Source organism: Guptibacillus hwajinpoensis, assembly GCF_005144865.1.
GTDB classification, from domain to species: Bacteria; Bacillota; Bacilli; order Bacillales; family Guptibacillaceae; genus Guptibacillus; species Guptibacillus hwajinpoensis_A.
Map to the genome: position 1 here is coordinate 1 of NZ_SWFM01000010.1, position 20,647 is coordinate 20,647.

At 40.6% G+C, this 20,647-nt stretch carries 22 protein-coding genes, 2 rRNA genes and 2 other annotated features; all 24 genes read left to right on the plus strand.

Annotated elements, in window-relative coordinates; all coding sequences use genetic code 11:
- Positions 1–124 (plus strand): 23S ribosomal RNA (locus FBF83_RS19280); the annotation flags it as partial.
- A gap of 56 nt (positions 125–180) precedes the next feature.
- Positions 181–297 (plus strand): 5S ribosomal RNA (gene rrf, locus FBF83_RS19285).
- Between the two features lie 792 nt (positions 298–1,089).
- Positions 1,090–1,551 (plus strand): CtsR family transcriptional regulator, encoded by a 462-nt coding sequence (locus tag FBF83_RS19290; protein ID WP_136948757.1) that lies wholly within the window; start codon positions 1,090–1,092, stop codon positions 1,549–1,551.
- 36 nt (positions 1,552–1,587) lie between these two features.
- Positions 1,588–2,124 (plus strand): UvrB/UvrC motif-containing protein, encoded by a 537-nt coding sequence (locus FBF83_RS19295; RefSeq protein ID WP_136948758.1) that lies wholly within the window; start codon positions 1,588–1,590, stop codon positions 2,122–2,124.
- Positions 2,124–3,221 (plus strand): protein arginine kinase, encoded by a 1,098-nt coding sequence (locus FBF83_RS19300; RefSeq protein WP_136948759.1) that lies wholly within the window; start codon positions 2,124–2,126, stop codon positions 3,219–3,221. The genes FBF83_RS19295 and FBF83_RS19300 overlap by 1 nt, the downstream gene beginning before the upstream one ends.
- A complete protein-coding gene (gene clpC / locus FBF83_RS19305) occupies positions 3,218–5,659 on the plus strand; it encodes an ATP-dependent protease ATP-binding subunit ClpC (RefSeq protein ID WP_136948760.1) in 2,442 nt (813 codons plus the stop codon). Before FBF83_RS19300 ends, clpC begins: the two co-directional genes overlap by 4 nt.
- A 218-nt stretch (positions 5,660–5,877) precedes the next feature.
- Positions 5,878–7,254: a DNA repair protein RadA gene (gene radA, locus FBF83_RS19310; RefSeq protein ID WP_048313292.1), complete on the plus strand. Its 1,377-nt coding sequence runs from the start codon at positions 5,878–5,880 to the stop codon at positions 7,252–7,254.
- Entirely contained in the window at positions 7,255–8,316 is a 1,062-nt protein-coding gene (disA, locus tag FBF83_RS19315) for a DNA integrity scanning diadenylate cyclase DisA (protein ID WP_136948761.1), read from the plus strand. It abuts the gene before it with no gap.
- Between the two features lie 160 nt (positions 8,317–8,476).
- Positions 8,477–9,574 carry a PIN/TRAM domain-containing protein gene (locus FBF83_RS19320; protein WP_136948762.1) on the plus strand — a complete coding sequence of 366 codons (1,098 nt, stop codon included), beginning with the start codon at positions 8,477–8,479 and terminating at the stop codon, positions 9,572–9,574.
- Positions 9,575–9,599: 25 nt separating this feature from the next.
- Positions 9,600–10,292 carry a 2-C-methyl-D-erythritol 4-phosphate cytidylyltransferase gene (gene ispD, locus FBF83_RS19325; protein ID WP_136948763.1) on the plus strand — a complete coding sequence of 231 codons (693 nt, stop codon included), beginning with the start codon at positions 9,600–9,602 and terminating at the stop codon, positions 10,290–10,292.
- Positions 10,292–10,765 carry a 2-C-methyl-D-erythritol 2,4-cyclodiphosphate synthase gene (ispF, locus tag FBF83_RS19330; protein ID WP_136948764.1) on the plus strand — a complete coding sequence of 158 codons (474 nt, stop codon included), beginning with the start codon at positions 10,292–10,294 and terminating at the stop codon, positions 10,763–10,765. The genes ispD and ispF overlap by 1 nt, the downstream gene beginning before the upstream one ends.
- A 68-nt stretch (positions 10,766–10,833) precedes the next feature.
- Positions 10,834–12,303 (plus strand): glutamate--tRNA ligase, encoded by a 1,470-nt coding sequence (gene gltX, locus FBF83_RS19335; protein ID WP_136948765.1) that lies wholly within the window; start codon positions 10,834–10,836, stop codon positions 12,301–12,303.
- Between the two features lie 12 nt (positions 12,304–12,315).
- Positions 12,316–12,542 (plus strand) — a binding site (T-box leader).
- Between the two features lie 140 nt (positions 12,543–12,682).
- Entirely contained in the window at positions 12,683–13,339 is a 657-nt protein-coding gene (cysE, locus tag FBF83_RS19340) for a serine O-acetyltransferase (RefSeq protein WP_136948766.1), read from the plus strand.
- Positions 13,329–14,729: a cysteine--tRNA ligase gene (gene cysS, locus FBF83_RS19345; protein WP_136948767.1), complete on the plus strand. Its 1,401-nt coding sequence runs from the start codon at positions 13,329–13,331 to the stop codon at positions 14,727–14,729. The genes cysE and cysS overlap by 11 nt, the downstream gene beginning before the upstream one ends.
- Positions 14,730–14,732: 3 nt before the next feature.
- Positions 14,733–15,152 carry a Mini-ribonuclease 3 gene (locus FBF83_RS19350; protein ID WP_136948768.1) on the plus strand — a complete coding sequence of 140 codons (420 nt, stop codon included), beginning with the start codon at positions 14,733–14,735 and terminating at the stop codon, positions 15,150–15,152.
- Positions 15,145–15,891: a 23S rRNA (guanosine(2251)-2'-O)-methyltransferase RlmB gene (gene rlmB, locus FBF83_RS19355; protein ID WP_136948769.1), complete on the plus strand. Its 747-nt coding sequence runs from the start codon at positions 15,145–15,147 to the stop codon at positions 15,889–15,891. The genes FBF83_RS19350 and rlmB overlap by 8 nt, the downstream gene beginning before the upstream one ends.
- A 3-nt stretch (positions 15,892–15,894) precedes the next feature.
- The gene (locus tag FBF83_RS19360; RefSeq protein WP_136948770.1) at positions 15,895–16,404 is read left to right on the plus strand and encodes an NYN domain-containing protein; all 510 of its coding nucleotides are present in this window, start codon (positions 15,895–15,897) and stop codon (positions 16,402–16,404) included.
- Positions 16,405–16,519: 115 nt separating this feature from the next.
- On the plus strand, positions 16,520–17,170 hold the full coding sequence (gene sigH, locus FBF83_RS19365) for an RNA polymerase sporulation sigma factor SigH (RefSeq protein ID WP_136948800.1): 651 nt from the start codon (positions 16,520–16,522) through the stop codon (positions 17,168–17,170).
- Positions 17,171–17,426: 256 nt separating this feature from the next.
- The gene (gene rpmG / locus FBF83_RS19370) at positions 17,427–17,576 is read left to right on the plus strand and encodes a 50S ribosomal protein L33 (protein ID WP_098445960.1); all 150 of its coding nucleotides are present in this window, start codon (positions 17,427–17,429) and stop codon (positions 17,574–17,576) included.
- A 94-nt stretch (positions 17,577–17,670) separates the two neighbouring features.
- Positions 17,671–17,865: a preprotein translocase subunit SecE gene (gene secE, locus FBF83_RS19375; RefSeq protein ID WP_136948771.1), complete on the plus strand. Its 195-nt coding sequence runs from the start codon at positions 17,671–17,673 to the stop codon at positions 17,863–17,865.
- 79 nt (positions 17,866–17,944) lie between these two features.
- Positions 17,945–18,478 carry a transcription termination/antitermination protein NusG gene (nusG, locus tag FBF83_RS19380; protein ID WP_048313308.1) on the plus strand — a complete coding sequence of 178 codons (534 nt, stop codon included), beginning with the start codon at positions 17,945–17,947 and terminating at the stop codon, positions 18,476–18,478.
- A gap of 147 nt (positions 18,479–18,625) precedes the next feature.
- The gene (rplK, locus tag FBF83_RS19385) at positions 18,626–19,051 is read left to right on the plus strand and encodes a 50S ribosomal protein L11 (protein WP_048313309.1); all 426 of its coding nucleotides are present in this window, start codon (positions 18,626–18,628) and stop codon (positions 19,049–19,051) included.
- Between the two features lie 139 nt (positions 19,052–19,190).
- Positions 19,191–19,883, plus strand: a complete 693-nt coding sequence (rplA, locus tag FBF83_RS19390) for a 50S ribosomal protein L1 (protein WP_136948772.1) — start codon at positions 19,191–19,193, stop codon at positions 19,881–19,883.
- Positions 19,884–19,941: 58 nt separating this feature from the next.
- Positions 19,942–20,077 (plus strand) — a sequence feature (ribosomal protein L10 leader region).
- A gap of 44 nt (positions 20,078–20,121) precedes the next feature.
- Entirely contained in the window at positions 20,122–20,622 is a 501-nt protein-coding gene (gene rplJ / locus FBF83_RS19395; protein ID WP_048313311.1) for a 50S ribosomal protein L10, read from the plus strand.
- The last annotated feature ends 25 nt before the right edge of the window (positions 20,623–20,647 follow it).

The following is a 20,647-nucleotide window of genomic DNA, read 5'->3' on the forward strand; positions in this document are numbered from 1 at the left end:
GATGAGATTTCCCACAGCATTAAGCTGGTAAGATCCCTTAGAGATGATGAGGTAGATAGGTTCGGGGTGGAAGCGTGGCAACACGTGGAGCTGACGAATACTAATCGATCGAGGGCTTAACCTAAAACATTATTGGAATCGTTGGAAGTGTTATCTAGTTTTCAGGGAATACCCTGTTAGTCTGGTAATGATGGCGAAGAGGTCACACCCGTTCCCATGCCGAACACGGAAGTTAAGCTCTTCAGCGCCGATGGTAGTTGGGGGATCTCCCCCTGCAAGAGTAGGACGTTGCCAGGCAATTAAGGAAGTCAGAGATCAATGATCTCTGACTTTTTTGTATGGTTTAAAGTTCTTTTGCTTCAAGAATAAAAAAGAGAAACATCTTCGAAAGCTACGTAGGGGTGGGAGAAGCAAGATATTCGAGGAAGCAAGTGATTATTCGGGAGATCCATGAGGATCTGGCATTGCGCAGCTGACGAAGAAGTTCCCCGCTTATCGCGCCGATGGTAGTTGGGGGATCTCCCCCTGCAAGAGTAGGACGTCGCAGGGCAATTATGAGAAGTCAGAGATCAAATGGTCTCTGACTTTTTTGTGTTTTTTACTATAAATAGCATAAATGCTACTTATATAAAACACATATATACCTCTATCATCTCTATTAATTGGAGAACATTCAGTTCAAGTAGAAACATCCTTATATATTGAAACAAACTTTAGTTAATAGGTTAATCTATACTACATTATCCAAAAACAACTGATCATAAAATAAAAAACGAAATAGGAGTTAATCAAGTAGATCAAAAGGGTATTATAACGAGATAGAATGGTAATAGGATAGGTCGTTCTAGTAGAATAAGACAACATATTAAAGAACATCCTCTCCTCAGATTTATTGGTTAACAATAGATATGTCATAAAAATACAGAAAAAAGAGAAGCAATAAGAGTTTTTATTTTATTTAAATTGGTAATGCTTGAATAGGACAGATGCAGAAGCCTTGTCTCTTTGCAATCCTAAATAAACGCGTTATAATATACTCAACGTCAAATATAGTCAAAGTCAGTATGGAGACGGAGAGGAGGGAAATAAGTGAGGAATGTTTCCGATATTATCGAAGCTTATTTAAAGAAAATATTAATGGTGGATGGCAGGGATGCTGTTGAAATTAAACGAAGTGAAATTGCGGATAAATTTCAATGTGTTCCTTCTCAGATTAATTATGTAATCAATACTCGCTTTACGATTGAAAAAGGCTACATTGTGGAAAGTAAGAGAGGTGGAGGGGGTTATATAAGGATAGTAAAGGTTAAACCTGAAACCCATGCTGATTTAGTTGATGAGATGTTACATCTCGTTAAAAATCAAGTTCCACAGGTAGTATCAGAAAATATTATTCTTCGTTTGCTAGAAGAAGAGGTAATTTCGGAACGAGAAGCGAAGTTAATGTTAAGCGTACTTGATCGTACAGTGATTACAATAGAACTACCGTTACGAGATCATTTGCGAGCTAATATGTTGCGTGCAATGCTTATAGCATTAAAATATAAATAATAACTACCTTTAAGGATAGAAGAGGAGGGTTGCCGGATGACATGCCAGGAATGTGGTGAGCGCCCAGCTACGCTTCATTTCACCAAAATAATAAACGGTGAAAAAACAGAATTTCACATTTGTGAAAAATGCGCTAAAGAAAAAGGTGAGGCTGAGCCAGGCACTAACCATTTTTCTATCCATAACTTATTATCGGGATTACTTAATTTTGAAACACCTATTGGGGAGAGTCCGACGCAGTCTTTTTACAAACAAGAGCAGACCAATTGTCCTAAATGTGGTTTAACTTACCAGCAGTTCACTAAGATTGGTCGGTTTGGTTGCTCAGTGTGTTATAAGACGTTCGCAGACAAACTTGATCCGATACTTAAAAAAGTACATGGCGGCAATACGGCTCACGCTGGAAAGGTACCTGTACGAGCTGGGGCTGCTATTGAAATTGAGCGTAAAGTACAGAACCTTCGAAGTAAGATGAAAGAATATATCGAACATGAAGAGTTCGAAAAAGCTGCTGAAACAAGAGATATCATTCGTTCCCTTGAACACCGATCGTCATGGGAAGGAGGAGAATAATGTCACTTGAGCGATTTATTAGTGAAGCTGTAAGCCCGTGGATGAAGGATGAAGGTCCTGATTCTGACATTGTAATGAGTAGTAGGGTTAGATTTGCTCGAAACTTAAAAAATTATGTTTTTCCGATACTTTCCGATCGGGAACAGAATTTAGAGGTTATTAAAGAAGTTCGAAGTGAATTTAATGACGTGCCAGATGAACATATTGGTGAACTGGAACTACTTGAAATGGAAAGCTTAAAACCTATTGAAAAAAGAGTACTTGTGGAGAAGCATCTTATCAGTCGTAATCTGATAGAGCAATCAAAAAACGGCGCTGTTCTCCTCAGTGAGAATGAAACGGTTAGCATCATGGTTAATGAGGAAGATCATTTTCGCATTCAATGTCTAGTAGCTGGATTCGAACTCAAGAAAGCATTTACTTTAGCAAACTCTCTTGACGACTGGATTGAGAGTAAGGTTGATTACGCTTTTGATGAAAGAAAAGGCTACTTAACAAGTTGCCCAACTAATGTTGGAACTGGTATGAGAGCTTCTGTTATGTTGCACTTGCCAGCATTAGTTCTAACGCAACAGCTAAATCACATTATTCCTGCTATAAATCAGCTTGGCCTCGTTGTAAGAGGAAGCTATGGAGAAGGAAGTGAGGCGCTGGGTAATATTTTTCAAATTTCAAATCAAATTACACTTGGAAAAACAGAGACTGATATTATCGAAGATCTCCAAGGAGTCGTAATGCAAGTCATCGAGAAAGAAAGAGCCGCGAGACGTGCATTACTAGATAACTCTAGAATCGAGCTTGAGGATCGTATTTATCGTTCACTTGGTATCCTTGAGAACAGCAGAATTATACAATCGAAAGAAGCAGCTAAGTGTCTTTCAGATGTTCGATTAGGGATAGATATAGGACTTGTAAATGGGTTATCCAAATCGATTCTGACTGAGTTGCTCATTTTAACTCAGCCAGGCTTTCTACAGCAGTTTGCTGGCGCAAGCTTAACCCCGACAGAACGGGATATTAAACGAGCTACTTTAATAAGAGAACGACTTGAACTAGAATATCAACTATCGAAGAAATCGGAGGGTGATGAACAATGATGTTTGGACGATTTACAGAACGTGCCCAGAAAGTACTTGCCTTAGCACAAGAAGAAGCGATTCGCCTCGGTCATAACAATGTAGGTACAGAACACATTCTTCTAGGTTTGATTCGCGAAGGTGAAGGAATCGCTGCAAAAGCGTTGACAGCACTAGGACTTGGTTCAGAAAAGATTCAGAAGGAAGTAGAGAAGTTAATTGGACGCGGTCAGGATTCCGTTCAATCCATTCACTATACCCCAAGGGCTAAGAAAGTAATTGAGCTATCAATGGACGAAGCTCGTAAATTAAGTCATTCCTACGTTGGTACAGAGCACATCCTTCTTGGACTTATCCGTGAAGGTGAAGGTGTAGCTGCACGTGTGCTTAACAATCTTGGAGTAAGCTTAAATAAAGCACGTCAACAAGTATTGCAATTGTTAGGAAGCAACGAAAGTTCTTCTTCAAGCCATCAAGCTGGAGGTGCGAGTGCAAATACTCCAACACTAGACAGTCTAGCAAGGGATTTAACTGTTATCGCCCGTGATAATGGTCTCGATCCTGTAATTGGTCGAAGTAAAGAGATTGAACGTGTTATCGAGGTGCTTAGTCGCCGTACGAAAAACAACCCGGTTCTTATTGGTGAACCTGGTGTCGGTAAAACAGCCATAGCAGAAGGTCTTGCTCAACAAATTATTAATAACGAAGTACCAGAAACCCTTCGTGACAAGCGCGTTATGACACTGGATATGGGAACCGTTGTTGCGGGTACGAAATACCGCGGTGAATTTGAAGATCGATTGAAGAAAGTGATGGACGAAATTCGTCAAGCAGGTAACATCATTCTATTCATTGATGAGCTTCACACACTAATTGGTGCTGGTGGTGCAGAAGGTGCAATTGATGCATCGAATATTCTTAAACCGGCTCTAGCTCGTGGAGAGCTACAATGTATTGGAGCAACTACGCTTGATGAGTATCGTAAGTATATTGAAAAAGACGCAGCACTTGAGCGTCGTTTCCAGCCGATTCAGGTTAACGAACCTACAAGTGATGAATCAGCTTTAATTTTGAAAGGTCTTCGTGATCGTTATGAAGCCCATCACCGTGTAACAATTACTGATGAAGCGATTGAAGCGGCAGTTAAGCTTTCAGATCGATATATTTCGGATCGCTTCTTACCTGATAAAGCTATTGATTTAATTGACGAAGCAGCTTCGAAAGTTCGTCTTCGTTCTTATACAGCACCACCAAATTTGAAAGAGCTTGATAAAAAGCTAGAAGAAGTACGTAAAGAAAAAGATGCTTCTGTTCAAAGTCAGGAATTTGAAAAAGCAGCTTCACTACGTGATTCGGAGCAACGCCTACGTGAACAACTTGAACAAACGAAGAAGGAATGGAAAGAAAAGCAAGGGAAAGAGAATCAAGAAGTTACTCCAGAAGACATTGCGATTGTCGTTGCAAACTGGACCGGAATCCCTGTTTCTAAGCTAGAAGAACAGGAAACTGATCGCCTTCTGAGAATGGAGGAAATTCTTCATAATCGATTGATTGGTCAAGAAGAAGCTGTTAAGTCGATCTCAAAAGCGGTTCGCCGAGCACGTGCTGGATTAAAAGATCCAAAGCGTCCAATCGGATCGTTTATCTTCCTAGGGCCAACTGGTGTCGGTAAAACGGAACTAGCTCGTGCAGTTGCAGAAACGTTATTCGGTGAAGAAGATTCTGTTATCCGAATTGATATGTCTGAGTATATGGAGAAGCACTCCACATCACGTCTAGTAGGTTCCCCTCCAGGATATGTTGGATATGAAGAGGGCGGACAATTAACTGAAAAAGTACGTCGCAAACCATATTCTGTTATCCTTCTAGATGAGATTGAAAAAGCACATCCAGATGTGTTTAACATCTTGCTACAAGTTCTTGAAGATGGCCGTTTAACAGATTCCAAAGGTCGAGTAGTTGACTTCCGTAACACTGTTGTCATTATGACTTCGAACGTTGGAGCAAGCACGCTAAAACGTAATAAATACGTTGGCTTTACAACAGGTTCTGAAGGTCAGGAATATAGTGATATGAAAGGCAAAGTTATGGATGACTTAAAGAAGACCTTCCGTCCAGAATTCTTGAACCGAATTGATGAGACGATTGTGTTCCACTCTCTTGAGAAGAAGCATTTGAAAGAAATCATTGTCTTAATGGTCAATAGTCTTAAAGCGCGTCTTTCTGATCATGGTATTGATTTTGAACTAACTGATTCTGCACTTGAGAAAATTTCTGAGGAAGGTTACGATCCAGATTACGGAGCACGTCCACTTAGAAGATCGCTTCAGCGAAATATTGAAGATCGTCTTTCTGAAGAGTTATTAAAAGGCAACATTGAAAAAGGTCAGAGAGTCAAAATCGATTATCAAAATGAAAACTTTTTAGTAGAAACACTTTCTGAAGCAACCTCATCCTAGAAGAAACAAACCGGAAGGCAATTGTCTTCCGGTTTTCTAATTTTTGAAGAGTGGTTGCCCTCATTTAAGGGAATGGGTATAAAAGTACTACTACATTCCGATAACGTTTGAAAAATCCCACTCATTATAGCCACTTGCTTAAGTTCATTAGAACTTATAATTTGTGATAAACTTAATTTAAACATCATGTGCGGCAAAACCGAAAGTGAGGAAGACAGATGGCAAAGAAAAAGACGAAATTTATGTGTCAGGATTGTGGCTATGAATCTCCAAAATGGATGGGGAAATGTCCAGGATGCCATCAATGGAATACGATGGTTGAGGAATTTCTACCATCTGATAATGATCGTAGAAGATTTGTCACATCAGACGAAGGAACGATGAGCAAAGCGACGTCAATTCGAAGCATACAAAAAGAAATGGAGCCGAGAATATTCACACAAATTACGGAGCTCGATCGTGTGCTCGGTGGAGGAGTTGTTCCAGGTTCACTTGTGCTTGTTGGAGGGGACCCGGGTATTGGTAAATCAACGCTTTTGCTTCAAACATCATCAAAACTTGCTGATCAGGATCATCCAGTTTTATATATATCTGGTGAGGAGTCAGTTAAGCAAACGAAGATACGTGCAGACCGTTTAGGAGTCGATGCAGAAAAATTATTTGTATTAGCGGAGACGGATCTTGAGTATATTAGTAAAGCGATTGAAGAAATAAACCCCCAACTTGTCATTATTGACTCGATCCAGACGATTTTTAGATCAGAAGTCACTTCAGCTCCTGGGAGTGTTTCTCAAGTACGAGAATGTACATCGCAACTTATGAGAATTGCTAAGACCAGAGGCATTGCTATTTTCATTGTTGGTCACGTTACTAAAGAAGGCTCGATCGCAGGACCGCGACTTCTTGAACATATGGTTGATGCTGTTCTTTATTTTGAAGGAGAACGTCATCACACGTTTCGGATTCTCCGTGGAGTTAAGAATCGTTTCGGTTCAACAAATGAAATCGGTGTTTTTGAGATGAAGGAAGAAGGACTCGAAGAAGTGCTCAATCCTTCAGAAATCTTTCTGGAAGAACGCTCTTCAGGGGCAGCTGGCTCAACTGTTGTTGCTTCGATGGAAGGAACTCGAACAGTTCTTGTAGAAATTCAAGCGCTTATTTCTCCAACTAGTTTTGGAAACCCACGTAGAACGGCTACTGGGATTGATCATAATCGTGTATCACTATTAATGGCTGTTCTAGAGAAACGGGTAGGTCTTCTTCTGCAGAACCAGGATGCTTATTTAAATGTTGCAGGTGGGGTAAGGCTTGATGAACCGGCTATCGATCTTGCTATTGCAGTCTCAATTGCATCAAGTTTTAGGGATAAGCCAACACGGCCATCAGATATTGTAGTCGGAGAAATTGGTCTTACTGGAGAGATCAGACGTGTTTCTCGAATTGAACAACGAGTGATTGAAGCGGCCAAGCTCGGATTTGAACGTGCAATCATTCCAAAGAAAAATATAGGTGGATGGACTTTCCCAGAAGGGATTCAAGTGATTGGTGTCCAAACAGTAGATGAAGCATTAAACGAGGCGTTAGGAGGGCAGTAAATGGAGATAGAAAAGCAGCAAGAAGTAATAAATGAAATCTTGAAAATAGTAGCACCAGGTACACAGCTGAGGCACGGCATTGATAATATTCTCCGAGCTAAGACTGGAGGATTAATCGTGGTTGGATATGATGGGAAAGTCCAAGACCTTGTCGATGGTGGATTTTCAATTGAATGCCGGTTCACACCAGCATACTTATATGAACTTGCCAAAATGGACGGAGCCATTATTTTAAATAAGGATGCTTCTCGAATTCTATATGCGAATACACAACTCATTCCCGAAACCTCAATCTCTTCTACGGAGACTGGAATTCGTCATCGAACAGCAGAACGGGTTGCCAAGCAAACAGGTAATCTAGTGATTTCAATTTCTCAAAGGCGTAACGTTATTACACTCTATCAAGGTAATATCCGATATTCTCTAAAAGAAATTGGTGTTATTCTTACAAAAGCAAATCAAGCAATGCAGACGCTTGAGAAATATAAGTCGGTACTGGATCAAGGAATAACAGATCTTGGAGCCCTAGAATTTGAGGAACTTGTTACTCTTCAAGAGGTAGCACAGGTTATCCACCGTATTGAGATGGTTCTTCGGATCAAAAAAGAGATATTAAATTATATAAATGAACTGGGAACAGAAGGTCGACTAATCAGCATGCAAATGGAGGAACTTGTTTCCAATCTTGAAGCAGAAGCTAAGTGGTTAATTGGGGATTATGTGAAAGAAGTAGATGAGTCACCTGCAGACGTGATGAAGCGGCTGAAGAAACTAACGAGTGATGATCTTCTTGAGGACAATTCCATTATGAGAATACTCGGCTATACTGACCAGAATGTGAATGTAACGCCAAGAGGCTATCGTATTCTACATAAGATTCCGCGTTTGCCTTCAAATATCATTGAGAATCTAGTGGATAGCTTTGAAACCCTGAATGCTATTTCAAAAGCCTCCATAGAGGAACTAGATCATGTAGATGGAATTGGCGCTATACGAGCGAAGAAAATCAAAGATGGATTGAAGCGAATTCAAGAACAGTTGTTTGTAGATCGCCATATCTAGTGCGATCAAATAGACATTCAATTGGGGCTGTGCTAATCTATAATTAATTTAGAGTAATGAAAGTTAACATACAATCATACTATAAATTTCGCAAAATTCAAGGATTTACGTTTCAATTTTGAGAATTTGTTAATAATGTTAAAAGGAGGTGAAAACGTCAATGATAAAGTGGATTGTGCAGTTGTTTTTTATCATTTTAGGCGGAGCGCTGGGCTTAGTATATTTACCAGACTTAATACAATTACTCAATATAGGGGATCTTCCTTCGGTATTTAGCAACTCTTATGCAGGTGCTGTAATTGGAGCTGTACTCTTCTTTCTAGCAACTTTTTGGGTGACAGATTATATTGTTGACTTTATTCGACTGATTGAAGAAAAGGTTGTGAAAGCACCGGTTGGAGACGTGCTATTTGGGTCAATTGGACTGATTATTGGACTTATAGTTGCATTTTTAATAAACGTATCTCTGGCTGAAATTAACCTCCCGGTAGTTAGTAATGTTCTGCCAATCTTTATTTCTGTCCTTTGCGGTTACTTTGGCTTCCAGGTAGGTTTCAAAAAACGTGATGAACTGATTAATCTGTTCATCAATAACAAAGGCAAGGATAAGAAGAAAGATTCTGATGAAGACGAGATTGATTCTGGTTCTTCTAAGCTTAAAATTCTTGATACAAGTGTCATAATTGATGGTAGAATTGCAGACATTTGCCAGACTGGTTTTCTAGAAGGAACTCTTGTCATTCCTCAGTTTGTACTTGAAGAATTACAGCATATTGCTGATTCATCTGATGTGTTAAAGCGAAATCGTGGTCGACGTGGACTTGATATCCTGAACAAGATACAGAAAGAGCTTGAAGTCAACGTTGAAATTTATGAAGGTGACTTCGAAGAAATACAAGAAGTAGACAGCAAGCTTGTTAAACTCGCAAAACTTGTTAATGGTATGGTTGTTACAAATGATTTTAATTTGAACAAAGTCTGTGAACTACAAAAAGTTCAAGTGTTAAACATTAACGATTTAGCAAATGCTGTGAAACCAGTTGTTCTTCCTGGTGAAGAGCTTAACGTTCAAGTCATTAAGGATGGGAAAGAATATAACCAGGGCGTTGCTTATCTAGATGATGGTACAATGATTGTAGTAGAAGAAGGAAGAAACTATATTGGTAAAACAATAGATGTGCTTGTAACGAGTGTGTTGCAAACGTCAGCAGGGCGGATGATTTTTGCTAAGCCCAAACTTCTTGAAAAAGCACTTTAAGCGATAGGCGACGGGGGTTCTAGGTTTGAAGTATTCAGTTGTTATTCCTGCGGCTGGTCAGGGAAAGCGGATGAACGCAGGAAAAAATAAGCAATTTATTATGCTAGAAGAAAAACCGATTATCGTTCATACGATATCGGTTTTTCAAAGTGATGAGTATTGTGAGGAGATCGTGTTGGCTGTGAATGAGCGGGAACATGAGGAATTTCGTTCGCTTATTCAGGCTCATGGACTGACTAAAGTAACGCAGATTGTAACAGGTGGTAAAGAACGACAACAAAGTGTTTACGAAGGACTTAAAGCACTGGATGGAGACAAAATAGTTTTAATCCATGATGGCGCCCGTCCATTTTTTACACACCGTATTGCAAGAAAAGCAGCAGAAGCAGCAGAATATTATGATGGTGCAATAGTAGCTGTACCTGTTAAAGATACAATTAAACAGGTAGACGAATTAGAGGTCCAGCAAACCATTGATCGATCGAGCTTGTGGGCAGTGCAGACTCCGCAGGCTTTTCGTCTGTCTGTTATTAAAGACATTCATCGCTGGGCTGAAGAAAATCAAGTTGTCGGTACAGATGATGCTAGTCTTGTAGAAATGAACGGTCGTTCTGTGCATGTGATCCTTGGAGACTATTGGAATGTTAAATTAACGACGCCCGAGGATTTAATCTTTGCGAGAGCGATTTTGCAAGAGAAGAAGGAGAGTGGAGTGTAATGCGAATTGGTCATGGATTTGATGTACACAAGTTAGTTGAGGACCGTCCTTGTATTATTGGTGGAGTAACGATTCCTTTTGAAAAAGGACTATTAGGGCATTCGGATGCGGATGTGCTACTTCACGCTGTTGCAGATGCGTGTCTTGGTGCTGTAGGTGAGGGTGACATCGGAAAACACTTTCCTGATACAGATGAAGCTTTTAAAGATGCAGATTCGAAGGAACTTCTTCATCAGGTCTTCCAAATTGTGAAAGAAAAAGGCTACACTCTTGGGAATGTGGATTGTACAATTATCGCACAGCTTCCAAAAATGGCTCCTCATATTACAGCTATGCGTGAAGTGATCGCAAATCTTCTAGAAGCTGAGCTCAGTCAAGTAAATGTAAAAGCAACGACTTCCGAACAATTAGGGTTTACAGGTAGAGGCGAAGGAATTGCTGCTGAGGTTGTTGTCTTGCTTCAAAAGGCTTGACCGATAATTTGACTCTAATGGTAAAATAATAAGACAGTTAAAGATAAAAACTAATGGTGGTGGATAGAATGGAAAACGAAGTTAGGGTGCGCTATGCCCCAAGCCCAACAGGATATTTACATATTGGGAATGCACGAACTGCTTTATTTAATTATTTATTTGCAAGAAGTCAGAATGGCAAATTTATCATTCGTATTGAAGATACAGACCAGTCGCGTAATGTTGAAGGCGGAGTAGAGAACCAGCTTGATTACTTAAAGTGGCTTGGAATGGATTGGGACGAAAGCGTTGATAAAGAGGGAGAGTACGGTCCCTATAGTCAGATGGAACGTCTTGATATTTATACAGAACATACAAAAGAGCTTCTAGAAAAAGAATTAGCATATAAGTGCTATTGCACAGAGGACGAGCTTGAAGCAGAACGTGAAGCCCAGCGCGCGCGTGGTGAGATGCCTCGTTATTCTGGGAAGTGTCGTCACCTTACAGAAGATCAGCGTGAGAAAATGGAAAGTGAAGGTAGAGAGCCGAGCATTCGCTTTGCCGTTCCACGTGACAAGGAATATGCTTTTGATGATGTTGTAAAAGACCGTGTATCTTTTGAATCAAATGGAATCGGTGATTTTGTTATTGTGAAGAAAAACGGAATCCCTACTTACAACTATGCTGTTGCACTTGATGATCACCACATGAAGATTTCTCATGTTCTACGTGGAGATGATCACATTTCAAATACGCCAAAACAACTTATGATTTATGAAGCATTCGGTTTTGAGCCACCTAAGTTTGGTCACATGACTTTAATTGTTAATGACCAGAAGAAGAAGCTTAGTAAGCGTGATAAGTCGATTGTTCAATACATTGAGCAGTATCATGATCTAGGTTTTCTTCCTGAAGCGTTGTTTAACTTTGTAACCCTACTTGGCTGGTCACCTAAAGGGGAAGAAGAACTATTTACAAAAGATCAACTTATTGAGATCTTTGATCCTGAGCGACTATCAACGTCGCCAGCCGTATTTGATTCACAAAAGTTATACTGGATGAATAACCAATATATTAAAGAAGCGAGTATCGAGCGTGTAGTTGAGCTTGCCCTACCGCATTTGATCGAAGCTGGTAGGTTCCCGCTTGAGATGACACCTGAACAAATGGAATGGGCGAAAGAGCTTATTGCCCTTTATCAGGAGCAGCTTCACTACGGACGTGAGATTGTCGAGCTTACTGAGTTGTTCTTTAAGCAGGAAATTCAGTATAATGAAGGGGCAATGACCGTTCTAAACGAAGAACAGGTACCTGAAGTTATGCAAGGGTTTCTTGATCAGCTTGAAAATGTAGAGGAGTTTGAGCCAGCTGCAATCAAGTCTGCTATTAAAGCAACTCAGAAGGCAACAGGCCACAAAGGTAAGAAACTATTTATGCCAATTCGTGTAGCAACTACTGGTGAAACACATGGACCAGAGCTTCCACAGGCTATTTCCCTTCTTGGAAGAGAAGCTGTAAATGCTCGCTTGAACCAAGTCATTTCGATGAGTAAAGCATAAGGGTTTGATTAAATACAATCGTTGATGAGGAGAAGTAAATGAGTTGAGTTCTTTTTAGAGAGAGTCACCCTGGCTGAAAGTGACTTAAGAATTCGCGCATTGAAATGCACCTCTGAGTCTCCTGCAGAAAGCCATAATGGTCATTATGTAGGAGCGGCGCCGCCGTTATCGGTGAAAGGGATTTTCTTGCTATAAGAGAATTCGAAGCAGAGTGGAACCACGCAATAAGCGTCTCTGTGTGATGGAACGATCACACAGAGACGCTTTTTTTATGAGGTAGGAACGTTCTTCTATGGGTAAAGCATAAAAAATAAAAGAAGATCATGAACGCAATTTCAAACGTATCTAGTGGAATCATGAGAAGAGAGGAGTGGCACATTTGTGGAAAACATTGAAAAAAGATATTGATGTTGTCTTTGATCAGGACCCCGCTGCAAGAAGTTACTTTGAAGTAATCTTGACCTATGCTGGACTCCATGCCATCTGGTCCCATCGCATTGCTCATTGGTTCTGGAAGAAAAAATTCTTTTTTCTCGCAAGAGCCGTTTCGCAAGTTAGTCGGTTTTTCACAGGGATTGAAATACACCCGGGCGCTACAATTGGTGAATGTTTTTTCATTGACCACGGGATGGGTGTTGTGATCGGGGAGACATGTGAGATTGGAAATAATGTCACGATATTTCAGGGTGTTACCCTTGGTGGAACAGGAAAAGAAAAAGGAAAACGCCATCCGACACTTGAAGACAATACACTCGTCGCCACCGGTGCTAAAGTGCTTGGATCTATTACGATTGGACAGAATTCAAAAGTAGGAGCGGGGTCAGTTGTCCTGCGAGATGTGCCAGAGAATTCGACTGTAGTAGGTATACCAGGACGTGTCGTTATTCAAAATGGGGTTAAAGTCCCTCATAACCTTGATCATCATAAAATGCCGGATCCGGTTTCAGATAAATTTAAACAAATGGAGCTAGAGCTACTTACTTTAACAGAGGAAGTTCGAGAACTAAGAAAAAGGAGTGAAAGTCATGGCGATTAAGTTATACAATACATTGACGCAGAAAAAGGAATCTTTTCAACCGATTGAAGAGGGAAAAGTGAAGATGTATGTATGTGGGCCAACCGTTTACAACTACATTCATATTGGAAACGCTCGTCCTGCCATCGTTTTTGATGTTGTTCGTCGTTATCTTGAGTATCGTGGATATGATGTGCGATATATATCCAACTTTACCGATGTAGATGATAAATTGATTCGAGCTGCTAAAGAACTAGGTGAAGAAGTTCCGGATGTCGCTGAACGGTTTATTGAAGCTTATCATGAAGATACAGGTGCACTTGGTGTTAAAAGAGCTAATGAGCATCCAAGAGTAACAGAGAATATGGATGAAATCATTGCATTTATCGAAGCTCTTATAGAGAAAGACTTCGCTTACGAATCTGATGGTGATGTTTATTTCAGAACAAAGAAATTCGAAGGGTATGGTAAACTATCTCATCAATCAATCGATGAACTGAAGCTTGGTTCACGTATTGGCGTAGGTGAAAAGAAGGAAGACCCACTTGATTTCACACTATGGAAGGCAGCTAAAGAAGGCGAAATCTCATGGTCAAGTTCCTGGGGAGAAGGTCGCCCTGGTTGGCATATTGAATGCTCCGCTATGGCACAGAAGTATCTTGGAGATACAATTGATATTCATGCTGGAGGAAAAGACCTGGCATTTCCCCACCATGAGAATGAGGTTGCTCAAACGGAAGCTTTAACTGGGCACACTTTTGCGAATTACTGGCTTCATAACGGGTATATAAATATTAACAATGAAAAAATGTCAAAATCACTTGGCAACTTCGTTCTAGTGCATGACTTAATTAAACAGCATGATCCAGAAGCTATTCGCTTTTTCATGTTATCCGTACACTATCGTAACCCGATTAACTTTAATCATGAGTTGCTTGAAAGTGCAAAAACAGGGTTGGATAGAATTAAAGATACTGTAGAAAATCTTGAACATCGATTAGAAAACAGTGCGGATCTTGCTGAGGATGTGCCAGCTTGGAAAGAAAAGGTTGAAGGGTATCGCGAGCGGTTTGTATCAGAGATGGATGATGATTTTAACACGGCAAATGCTATATCTATCCTTTTTGAGTTATCAAAAGAGGCGAACCTTTACCTTCAAGGCTCCAATACTTCAAAAGAAGTGCTTGAACTGTTTATTGAACGATTTAATGATTTTGGTTCAGTACTTGGTGTTTCTTTCAGAGAAGAAAAAGCCCTTCTAGATGAAGACATTGACCAACTTATTGAAGAACGAAATAAGGCAAGAAAAGAGCGTAATTTCTCTAGGGCAGATGAAATTCGAGAAGAGTTAAAAGAACAGGGCATTCTTCTTGAGGATACACCTCAGGGCGTTCGCTGGAAGAGGATGTAAGGAATGAAGGAATTGGATGTTAAACAACTAAATTCTCTGGCACTTGCTTATATGGGGGATTCAGTCATTGAGATCAATGTTAGGAAACGACTTCTTTACCTGGGCCATATTCGACCGAACCAGCTACATCGTACAGCAACGAAATACGTTTCTGCAAAAGCACAGGCAGCATTCCTTCATCAAGTGCTTGATCAAGGGGGTCTATCTGAAGAAGAAGCGGGCGTCGTGCGGAGAGGGCGTAACGCAAAATCAGGTACCGTGCCGAAGAATACGAGCGTTAGTACGTACAAATATTCAACAGCTCTTGAAGCCTTGTTTGGTTATCATTACTTACAGGGAAATGAAGAAAGAGTAGATGAGTTATTGAAAGATCTATACAAATTCGTAGAAGAACCAAAGAAAGAAGTGAAGTCTGATGGATAAAGAATTTATTGTTGGGCGTAATGCAGTGCTTGAAGCGTTACGCTCAGGACATGAAATTAATAAGATTTGGATTAACGAAGGTTCACAGAAAGGGCCGCTGCAGAATCTGATTCAAAAAGCGAAAGAACAAAATGTTCTCGTACAGTTCGTGCCAAAACGAAAGCTTGAACAATTGTCAGGTGAAAGTAACCACCAGGGAGTCGTTGCCTCAATTGCTGCATATGAATATGCTGATCTAGAGGACTTGTTTAAAAAAGCAGAAGAGTCAGGGCAACCTCCATTATTCCTGATCCTTGATGAAATTGAAGATCCTCATAATTTAGGATCTATTCTAAGAACAGCTGACTCAGCTGGTGCACACGGTGTTATTATTCCAAAGCGAAGAGCGGTAGGGTTAACATCTACTGTTGCTAAATCTTCTACTGGTGCTATTGAATACATTCCTGTTGCGCGTGTAACGAATCTTGCCCGAACAATGGATGAACTGAAAGAGCGAGGTATCTGGTTCGTAGGTACGGATGCAAAAGGCGGTCAGGATTACCGAGAAGCTGACTATGATATGGGAATAGGTCTTGTTATTGGTAGCGAAGGAAAAGGAATGGGTCGACTAATTAAAGATAAATGCGACTTTCTTGTTAGCCTTCCAATGGCTGGAAAAGTTACTTCACTTAATGCCTCTGTAGCTGCAGGGTTAATGATGTATGAGGTCTATCGCCAACGTCATCCTCTGGGGGAGTAAATCATGGACGTGCTGTTAGTTGACGGGTATAACATCATAGGCGCTTGGCCTGAGTTAAGGTCACTAAAAGAAAAAGACTTCAGTAAAGCCCGAGAGCTCCTAATTGAAAAGATGGCTGAGTACCAGGCATATACAGGATATCAGGTGATCGTCGTTTTTGACGCTCACCTCTCACATGGTATAGAGAAGCGGCATAGCCAGTATCGGGTGGAAGTCATTTATACAAGAGAAAATGAAACAGCGGATGAGCGTATTGAAAAAATGGCTAGAGAACTTAAGGGCATTCGAACTCAAATCCATGTAGCCACTTCTGATTATACAGAGCAATGGGCGATTTTTGGGCAGGGAGCGTTAAGAAAATCTGCCCGAGAGTTGTATAACGAAATGCAGCGGATTGAAAAGGGAATCGAAAAAAGCGTAAATACCGAGAATCGAAAGAATCGTTCATCAGGCCTGTATTTATCAGAAGAAGTCAGCGAAATATTCGAAAAATGGCGAAGAGGTGGAAAATAGTAGGTTGACGATTTTTCGACACGTGCTGTATAATATTTCTATATAGCGTACTGGTCGGGGGGAACGCATATTGAGCACAGTAGACCTCAAAGAAAGCACGGTAGATCAAGAACAACTGTCAGTAGACCAAAGAAACCTGGAACACGTAGCATTCGATCAACTTGATGATGAATTGCTCGTCATCATGGTACATGAAGGTCACAGCAGAGCGTTGGAACATTTGATTACGAAGTATAAAAATTTCGTACGCGCTAAAGCGAGGTCGTATTTTCTTATTGGAGCAGACCGTGAAGATATCATTCAAGAAGGGATGATTGGTCTCTACAAAGCTATTCGTGATTTTAGAGGAGACAAGTTCTCATCTTTTAAAGCGTTTGCCGAACTGTGTATCACCCGGCAGATGATTACAGCTATCAAAACCGCAACAAGACAAAAGCATATTCCGTTGAATTCTTACGTATCGCTTGATAAGCCTATATACGATGAAGAGTCAGACCGGACACTACTAGACGTCATTTGCGGCACAAAAGTCACTGATCCTGAAGAATTAATCATTAATCAGGAAGAATTTGATGATATCGAACTTAAAATGTCTGAAATTTTAAGCGATTTAGAGAGAAAAGTTCTTATGCTTTACCTTGATGGCCGTTCTTATCAGGAAATTTCGGTTGATTTAAACCGTCATGTAAAGTCGATTGATAATGCTTTGCAGCGTGTGAAGCGAAAGCTTGAGAGATATCTTGAGCTCCGTGAAGTCAGCCTTTGATAGGGACAAGCTTATAATAAGTTATGAATAAGGCAGGGGATTTCCCCTGTTTTTTTCTTTGCACTGCCTTTTGAGGCTTTATTGACACGCTGAAACGCGCTGTGATAAAGTGATAAAAGTAAGAATGTCAACTTTTTGTAAGGTTTGTAGGAACGTCACAGTATCGCTGAACGTTTTTTTATTTTGGTCTTTTTTAGTTTAAGAGAGCTTATTTAAATACAAACTTCACAACTGCGCGGCTTAGGAAGGTGTCATTATGCGTAAAAAAGCAGTGCTAGCATGTGTTCAATGCAACAGCCGAAACTATACAACTATGAAAAACTCACAGACAAGCCCGGCCCGCATTGAAGTTAAAAAGTATTGCAAATACTGCGATGCTCATACTGTGCATCGTGAAACAAAGTAATGCCTCAAAGGGGTCGTTTGCCATCTAGAGGCAAACAGCATCAAAATAGATTCTCGGGGGAGTTTTCCGCCAGATTAATTGGGGGTAGCAAGTAATGGCAAGTATTGTTCAACGTTCTGGTAAGTTCTTTCGTAATGTCGCAAGTGAAATGAAGCGGGTGAGCTGGCCTACACGTAAAGAATTAACTCGCTATACCATCGTTACTGTTACGACGGTTATCATTATAGCAGTGTTCTTTGCGCTAATTGACCAGGGTATTTCCTCGTTAATCCGCCTCATTTTAGGATAATTCGTTATAAAATTTCATTCTCAAGGTTAGAATGAGAGAGTAAATGAGCTGGGGAGGGAAGGACAGCAGTCCTGCATATATGGAAAAAAGATGGTATGTTGTTCATACGTACTCGGGGTATGAAAACAAAGTAAAAACCAACCTTGAAAAAAGGGTTGAAACAATGGGCATGACGGATAAGATCTTTCGTGTACTCGTCCCGGTAGAAGAAGAAACAGAGATCAAGAATGGTAAGAAGAAGACAGTTATGAAAAAAGTCTTTCCTGGCTATGTTATTACAGAGATGGTCATGACAGACGATTCTTGGTATGTTGTGCGCAACACGCCTGGCGTAACTGGTTTCGTAGGATCTAGTGGTGCTGGGTCTAAACCTACTGCTTTGCTTCCAGAAGAAGTAGAATCACTTCTTAAGCAAATGGGAATGGAGCAACCAAAAGCTGATGTGGACTTCGAATTGAAAGAGAAAGTTAAAGTTAAAGAAGGACCATTCGCAGATTTCGTAGGTTCCGTTGAAGGCATTGATACAGACAAAGGCAAAGTGAAAGTGCACGTTAATATGTTCGGCAGAGAAACTCCTGTTGAGCTTAATTTCGGGCAGGTTGAGAAGTTCTAATAGAAAAGTCCTTGCTTAACTTTTCGATTAATGATAGAATTTTAATGTTTCATGAGTCTCATACTAATCGAGACATTCTATTGATATATAAGGTGGGAGGGTGTAAACACCCAAATACCACATCACGGACTTAAGGAGGTGTGTCGCGTGGCTAAAAAGGTAATCAAGGTTGTTAAATTGCAAATCCCAGCTGGGAAGGCAAATCCTGCACCACCAGTAGGACCTGCACTAGGTCAAGCTGGAGTTAACATTATGGGATTCTGTAAAGAGTTTAATGCTCGTACTTCTGACCAGGCTGGTATGATCATCCCAGTAGAAATTACGGTTTTTGAAGACCGTTCATTTACATTTATCACTAAAACTCCACCAGCTGCAGTTCTTCTTAAGAAAGCAGCAGGTATCGAGTCAGGTTCTGGTGAACCAAACCGCAACAAAGTTGCGACTGTGAAGCGTGATAAAGTGCGTGAAATCGCTGAAACAAAAATGCCAGACCTTAACGCAGCGAATGTAGATTCTGCAATGCGTATGGTTGAAGGTACTGCACGTAGCATGGGAATTACGATCGAAGACTAATGTTACACAAGCCGTTGCGATTAAAAGGGATTCCTGCCTGTATTTTACAGGTTCGCAACTTTTATTATGATGTCAACAATTTGGCGTCATAAATAGTGGGAGGTTAATCCGCTAAACCACATTCAAGGAGGAACACAAAATGGCTAAAAGAGGTAAGAAATACCAAGAGGCTGCAAAGCTAGTTGAACGTACAACTTTCTATGAGCCTCAAGAAGCAGTTGATCTTGTTAAAAAGACTTCTGTAGGAAACTTTGATGGAACTGTTGAAGCAGCAATTCGTCTTGGAGTAGACCCTAAGAAAAACGACCAGCAGGTTCGTGGCGCGGTTGTACTTCCAAACGGAACTGGTAAAACTCAACGCGTTCTTGTTTTCGCAAAAGGCGAAAAAGCAAAAGAAGCTGAAGCAGCTGGCGCTGACTATGTTGGAGAAGCTGAATACATCCAGAAAATCAACGGTGGTTGGTTTGACTTTGATGTGATCGTTGCAACTCCAGATATGATGGGCGAAGTTGGTAAGCTTGGTCGTGTACTTGGACCAAAAGGCTTAATGCCAAACCCGAAAACTGGAACAGTTACTTTCGACGTTGAAAAAGCTGTTAACGAAATCAAAGCTGGTAAAGTAGAATACCGTGTTGACCGTGCTGGTAACGTCCATGCACCGATCGGTAAAGTTTCTTTCGAAGCTGACAAGCTTGTAGAAAACTTGAACACACTTGTAGAAACACTTGTGAAAGTTAAGCCTGCAGCTGCGAAAGGCACGTACCTTAAAAACATTTCGGTTACATCTACAATGGGACCTGGTGTTAAAGTTAACGCATCAACTTACCGCTAATTAAATTAGCTGTTGACATTTGCGTAGCTATTAAATATACTTGTAAATGTTGTTTGATAAATTAATACTTTCTGTACCGTAGACAGCAGGGGTGCTTTTGCACTTAATATCCTGCCGAGGTGTGAAGTGATTCGATACGTATGTAATCGTTAAGCCTTCATGTCTTCGGATGTGAAGGCTTTTTATATGACCTCATATTCCAGGGCGGTATAGATACATTTCTTTAGGAGGTGGAACTATGAGCAGTATAGTTGAACAGAAGAAGCAACTAGTTACGGAAATTGCAGACAAACTACGTGATAGCCAATCGACAATCTTTGTTGATTATCGTGGACTTGATGTTTCTGAAGTAACTGAGCTTCGTAAGCAATTGCGTGATGCAAACGTTGAGTTCCGTGTTTACAAGAACACAATGACTCGTCGCGCAGCAGAAGAGCTTGAACTTACTGATTTGAATGAACACCTTGTCGGACCTACGGCAATCGCGTTCAGCAATGAAGATGTTGTTGCTCCTGCTAAAATCTTGAACAACTTCGCTAAAAATCACGAAGCTCTTGAAATCAAGACTGGCGTAATCGAAGGCGGCGTTGTTTCAGTAGAAAAGATCAAAGAACTTGCGGACCTACCAAACCGCGAAGGACTACTTTCTATGTTGCTATCTGTGCTACAAGCACCTATGCGCAATATGGCACTTGCTACAAAAGCTGTGGCTGATCAAAAGGAAGAACAAGGCGCGTAAATACACGGCCTATCAATTGGTATAA

What these genes read in the sequence shown, in the direction of transcription:
- FBF83_RS19295 (WP_136948758.1), top strand. Translation starts at nt 1,588, where the DNA reads ATGACATGCCAGGAATGTGGTGAGCGCCCAGCTACGCTTCATTTCACC.
- FBF83_RS19300 (WP_136948759.1), top strand. Translation starts at nt 2,124, where the DNA reads ATGTCACTTGAGCGATTTATTAGTGAAGCTGTAAGCCCGTGGATGAAG.
- clpC (WP_136948760.1), top strand. Translation starts at nt 3,218, where the DNA reads ATGATGTTTGGACGATTTACAGAACGTGCCCAGAAAGTACTTGCCTTA.
- radA (WP_048313292.1), top strand. Translation starts at nt 5,878, where the DNA reads ATGGCAAAGAAAAAGACGAAATTTATGTGTCAGGATTGTGGCTATGAA.
- disA (WP_136948761.1), top strand. Translation starts at nt 7,255, where the DNA reads ATGGAGATAGAAAAGCAGCAAGAAGTAATAAATGAAATCTTGAAAATA.
- FBF83_RS19320 (WP_136948762.1), top strand. Translation starts at nt 8,477, where the DNA reads ATGATAAAGTGGATTGTGCAGTTGTTTTTTATCATTTTAGGCGGAGCG.
- ispF (WP_136948764.1), top strand. Translation starts at nt 10,292, where the DNA reads ATGCGAATTGGTCATGGATTTGATGTACACAAGTTAGTTGAGGACCGT.
- gltX (WP_136948765.1), top strand. Translation starts at nt 10,834, where the DNA reads ATGGAAAACGAAGTTAGGGTGCGCTATGCCCCAAGCCCAACAGGATAT.
- cysS (WP_136948767.1), top strand. Translation starts at nt 13,329, where the DNA reads ATGGCGATTAAGTTATACAATACATTGACGCAGAAAAAGGAATCTTTT.
- FBF83_RS19350 (WP_136948768.1), top strand. Translation starts at nt 14,733, where the DNA reads ATGAAGGAATTGGATGTTAAACAACTAAATTCTCTGGCACTTGCTTAT.
- rlmB (WP_136948769.1), top strand. Translation starts at nt 15,145, where the DNA reads ATGGATAAAGAATTTATTGTTGGGCGTAATGCAGTGCTTGAAGCGTTA.
- FBF83_RS19360 (WP_136948770.1), top strand. Translation starts at nt 15,895, where the DNA reads ATGGACGTGCTGTTAGTTGACGGGTATAACATCATAGGCGCTTGGCCT.
- rpmG (WP_098445960.1), top strand. Translation starts at nt 17,427, where the DNA reads ATGCGTAAAAAAGCAGTGCTAGCATGTGTTCAATGCAACAGCCGAAAC.
- secE (WP_136948771.1), top strand. Translation starts at nt 17,671, where the DNA reads ATGGCAAGTATTGTTCAACGTTCTGGTAAGTTCTTTCGTAATGTCGCA.
- nusG (WP_048313308.1), top strand. Translation starts at nt 17,945, where the DNA reads ATGGAAAAAAGATGGTATGTTGTTCATACGTACTCGGGGTATGAAAAC.
- rplA (WP_136948772.1), top strand. Translation starts at nt 19,191, where the DNA reads ATGGCTAAAAGAGGTAAGAAATACCAAGAGGCTGCAAAGCTAGTTGAA.
- rplJ (WP_048313311.1), top strand. Translation starts at nt 20,122, where the DNA reads ATGAGCAGTATAGTTGAACAGAAGAAGCAACTAGTTACGGAAATTGCA.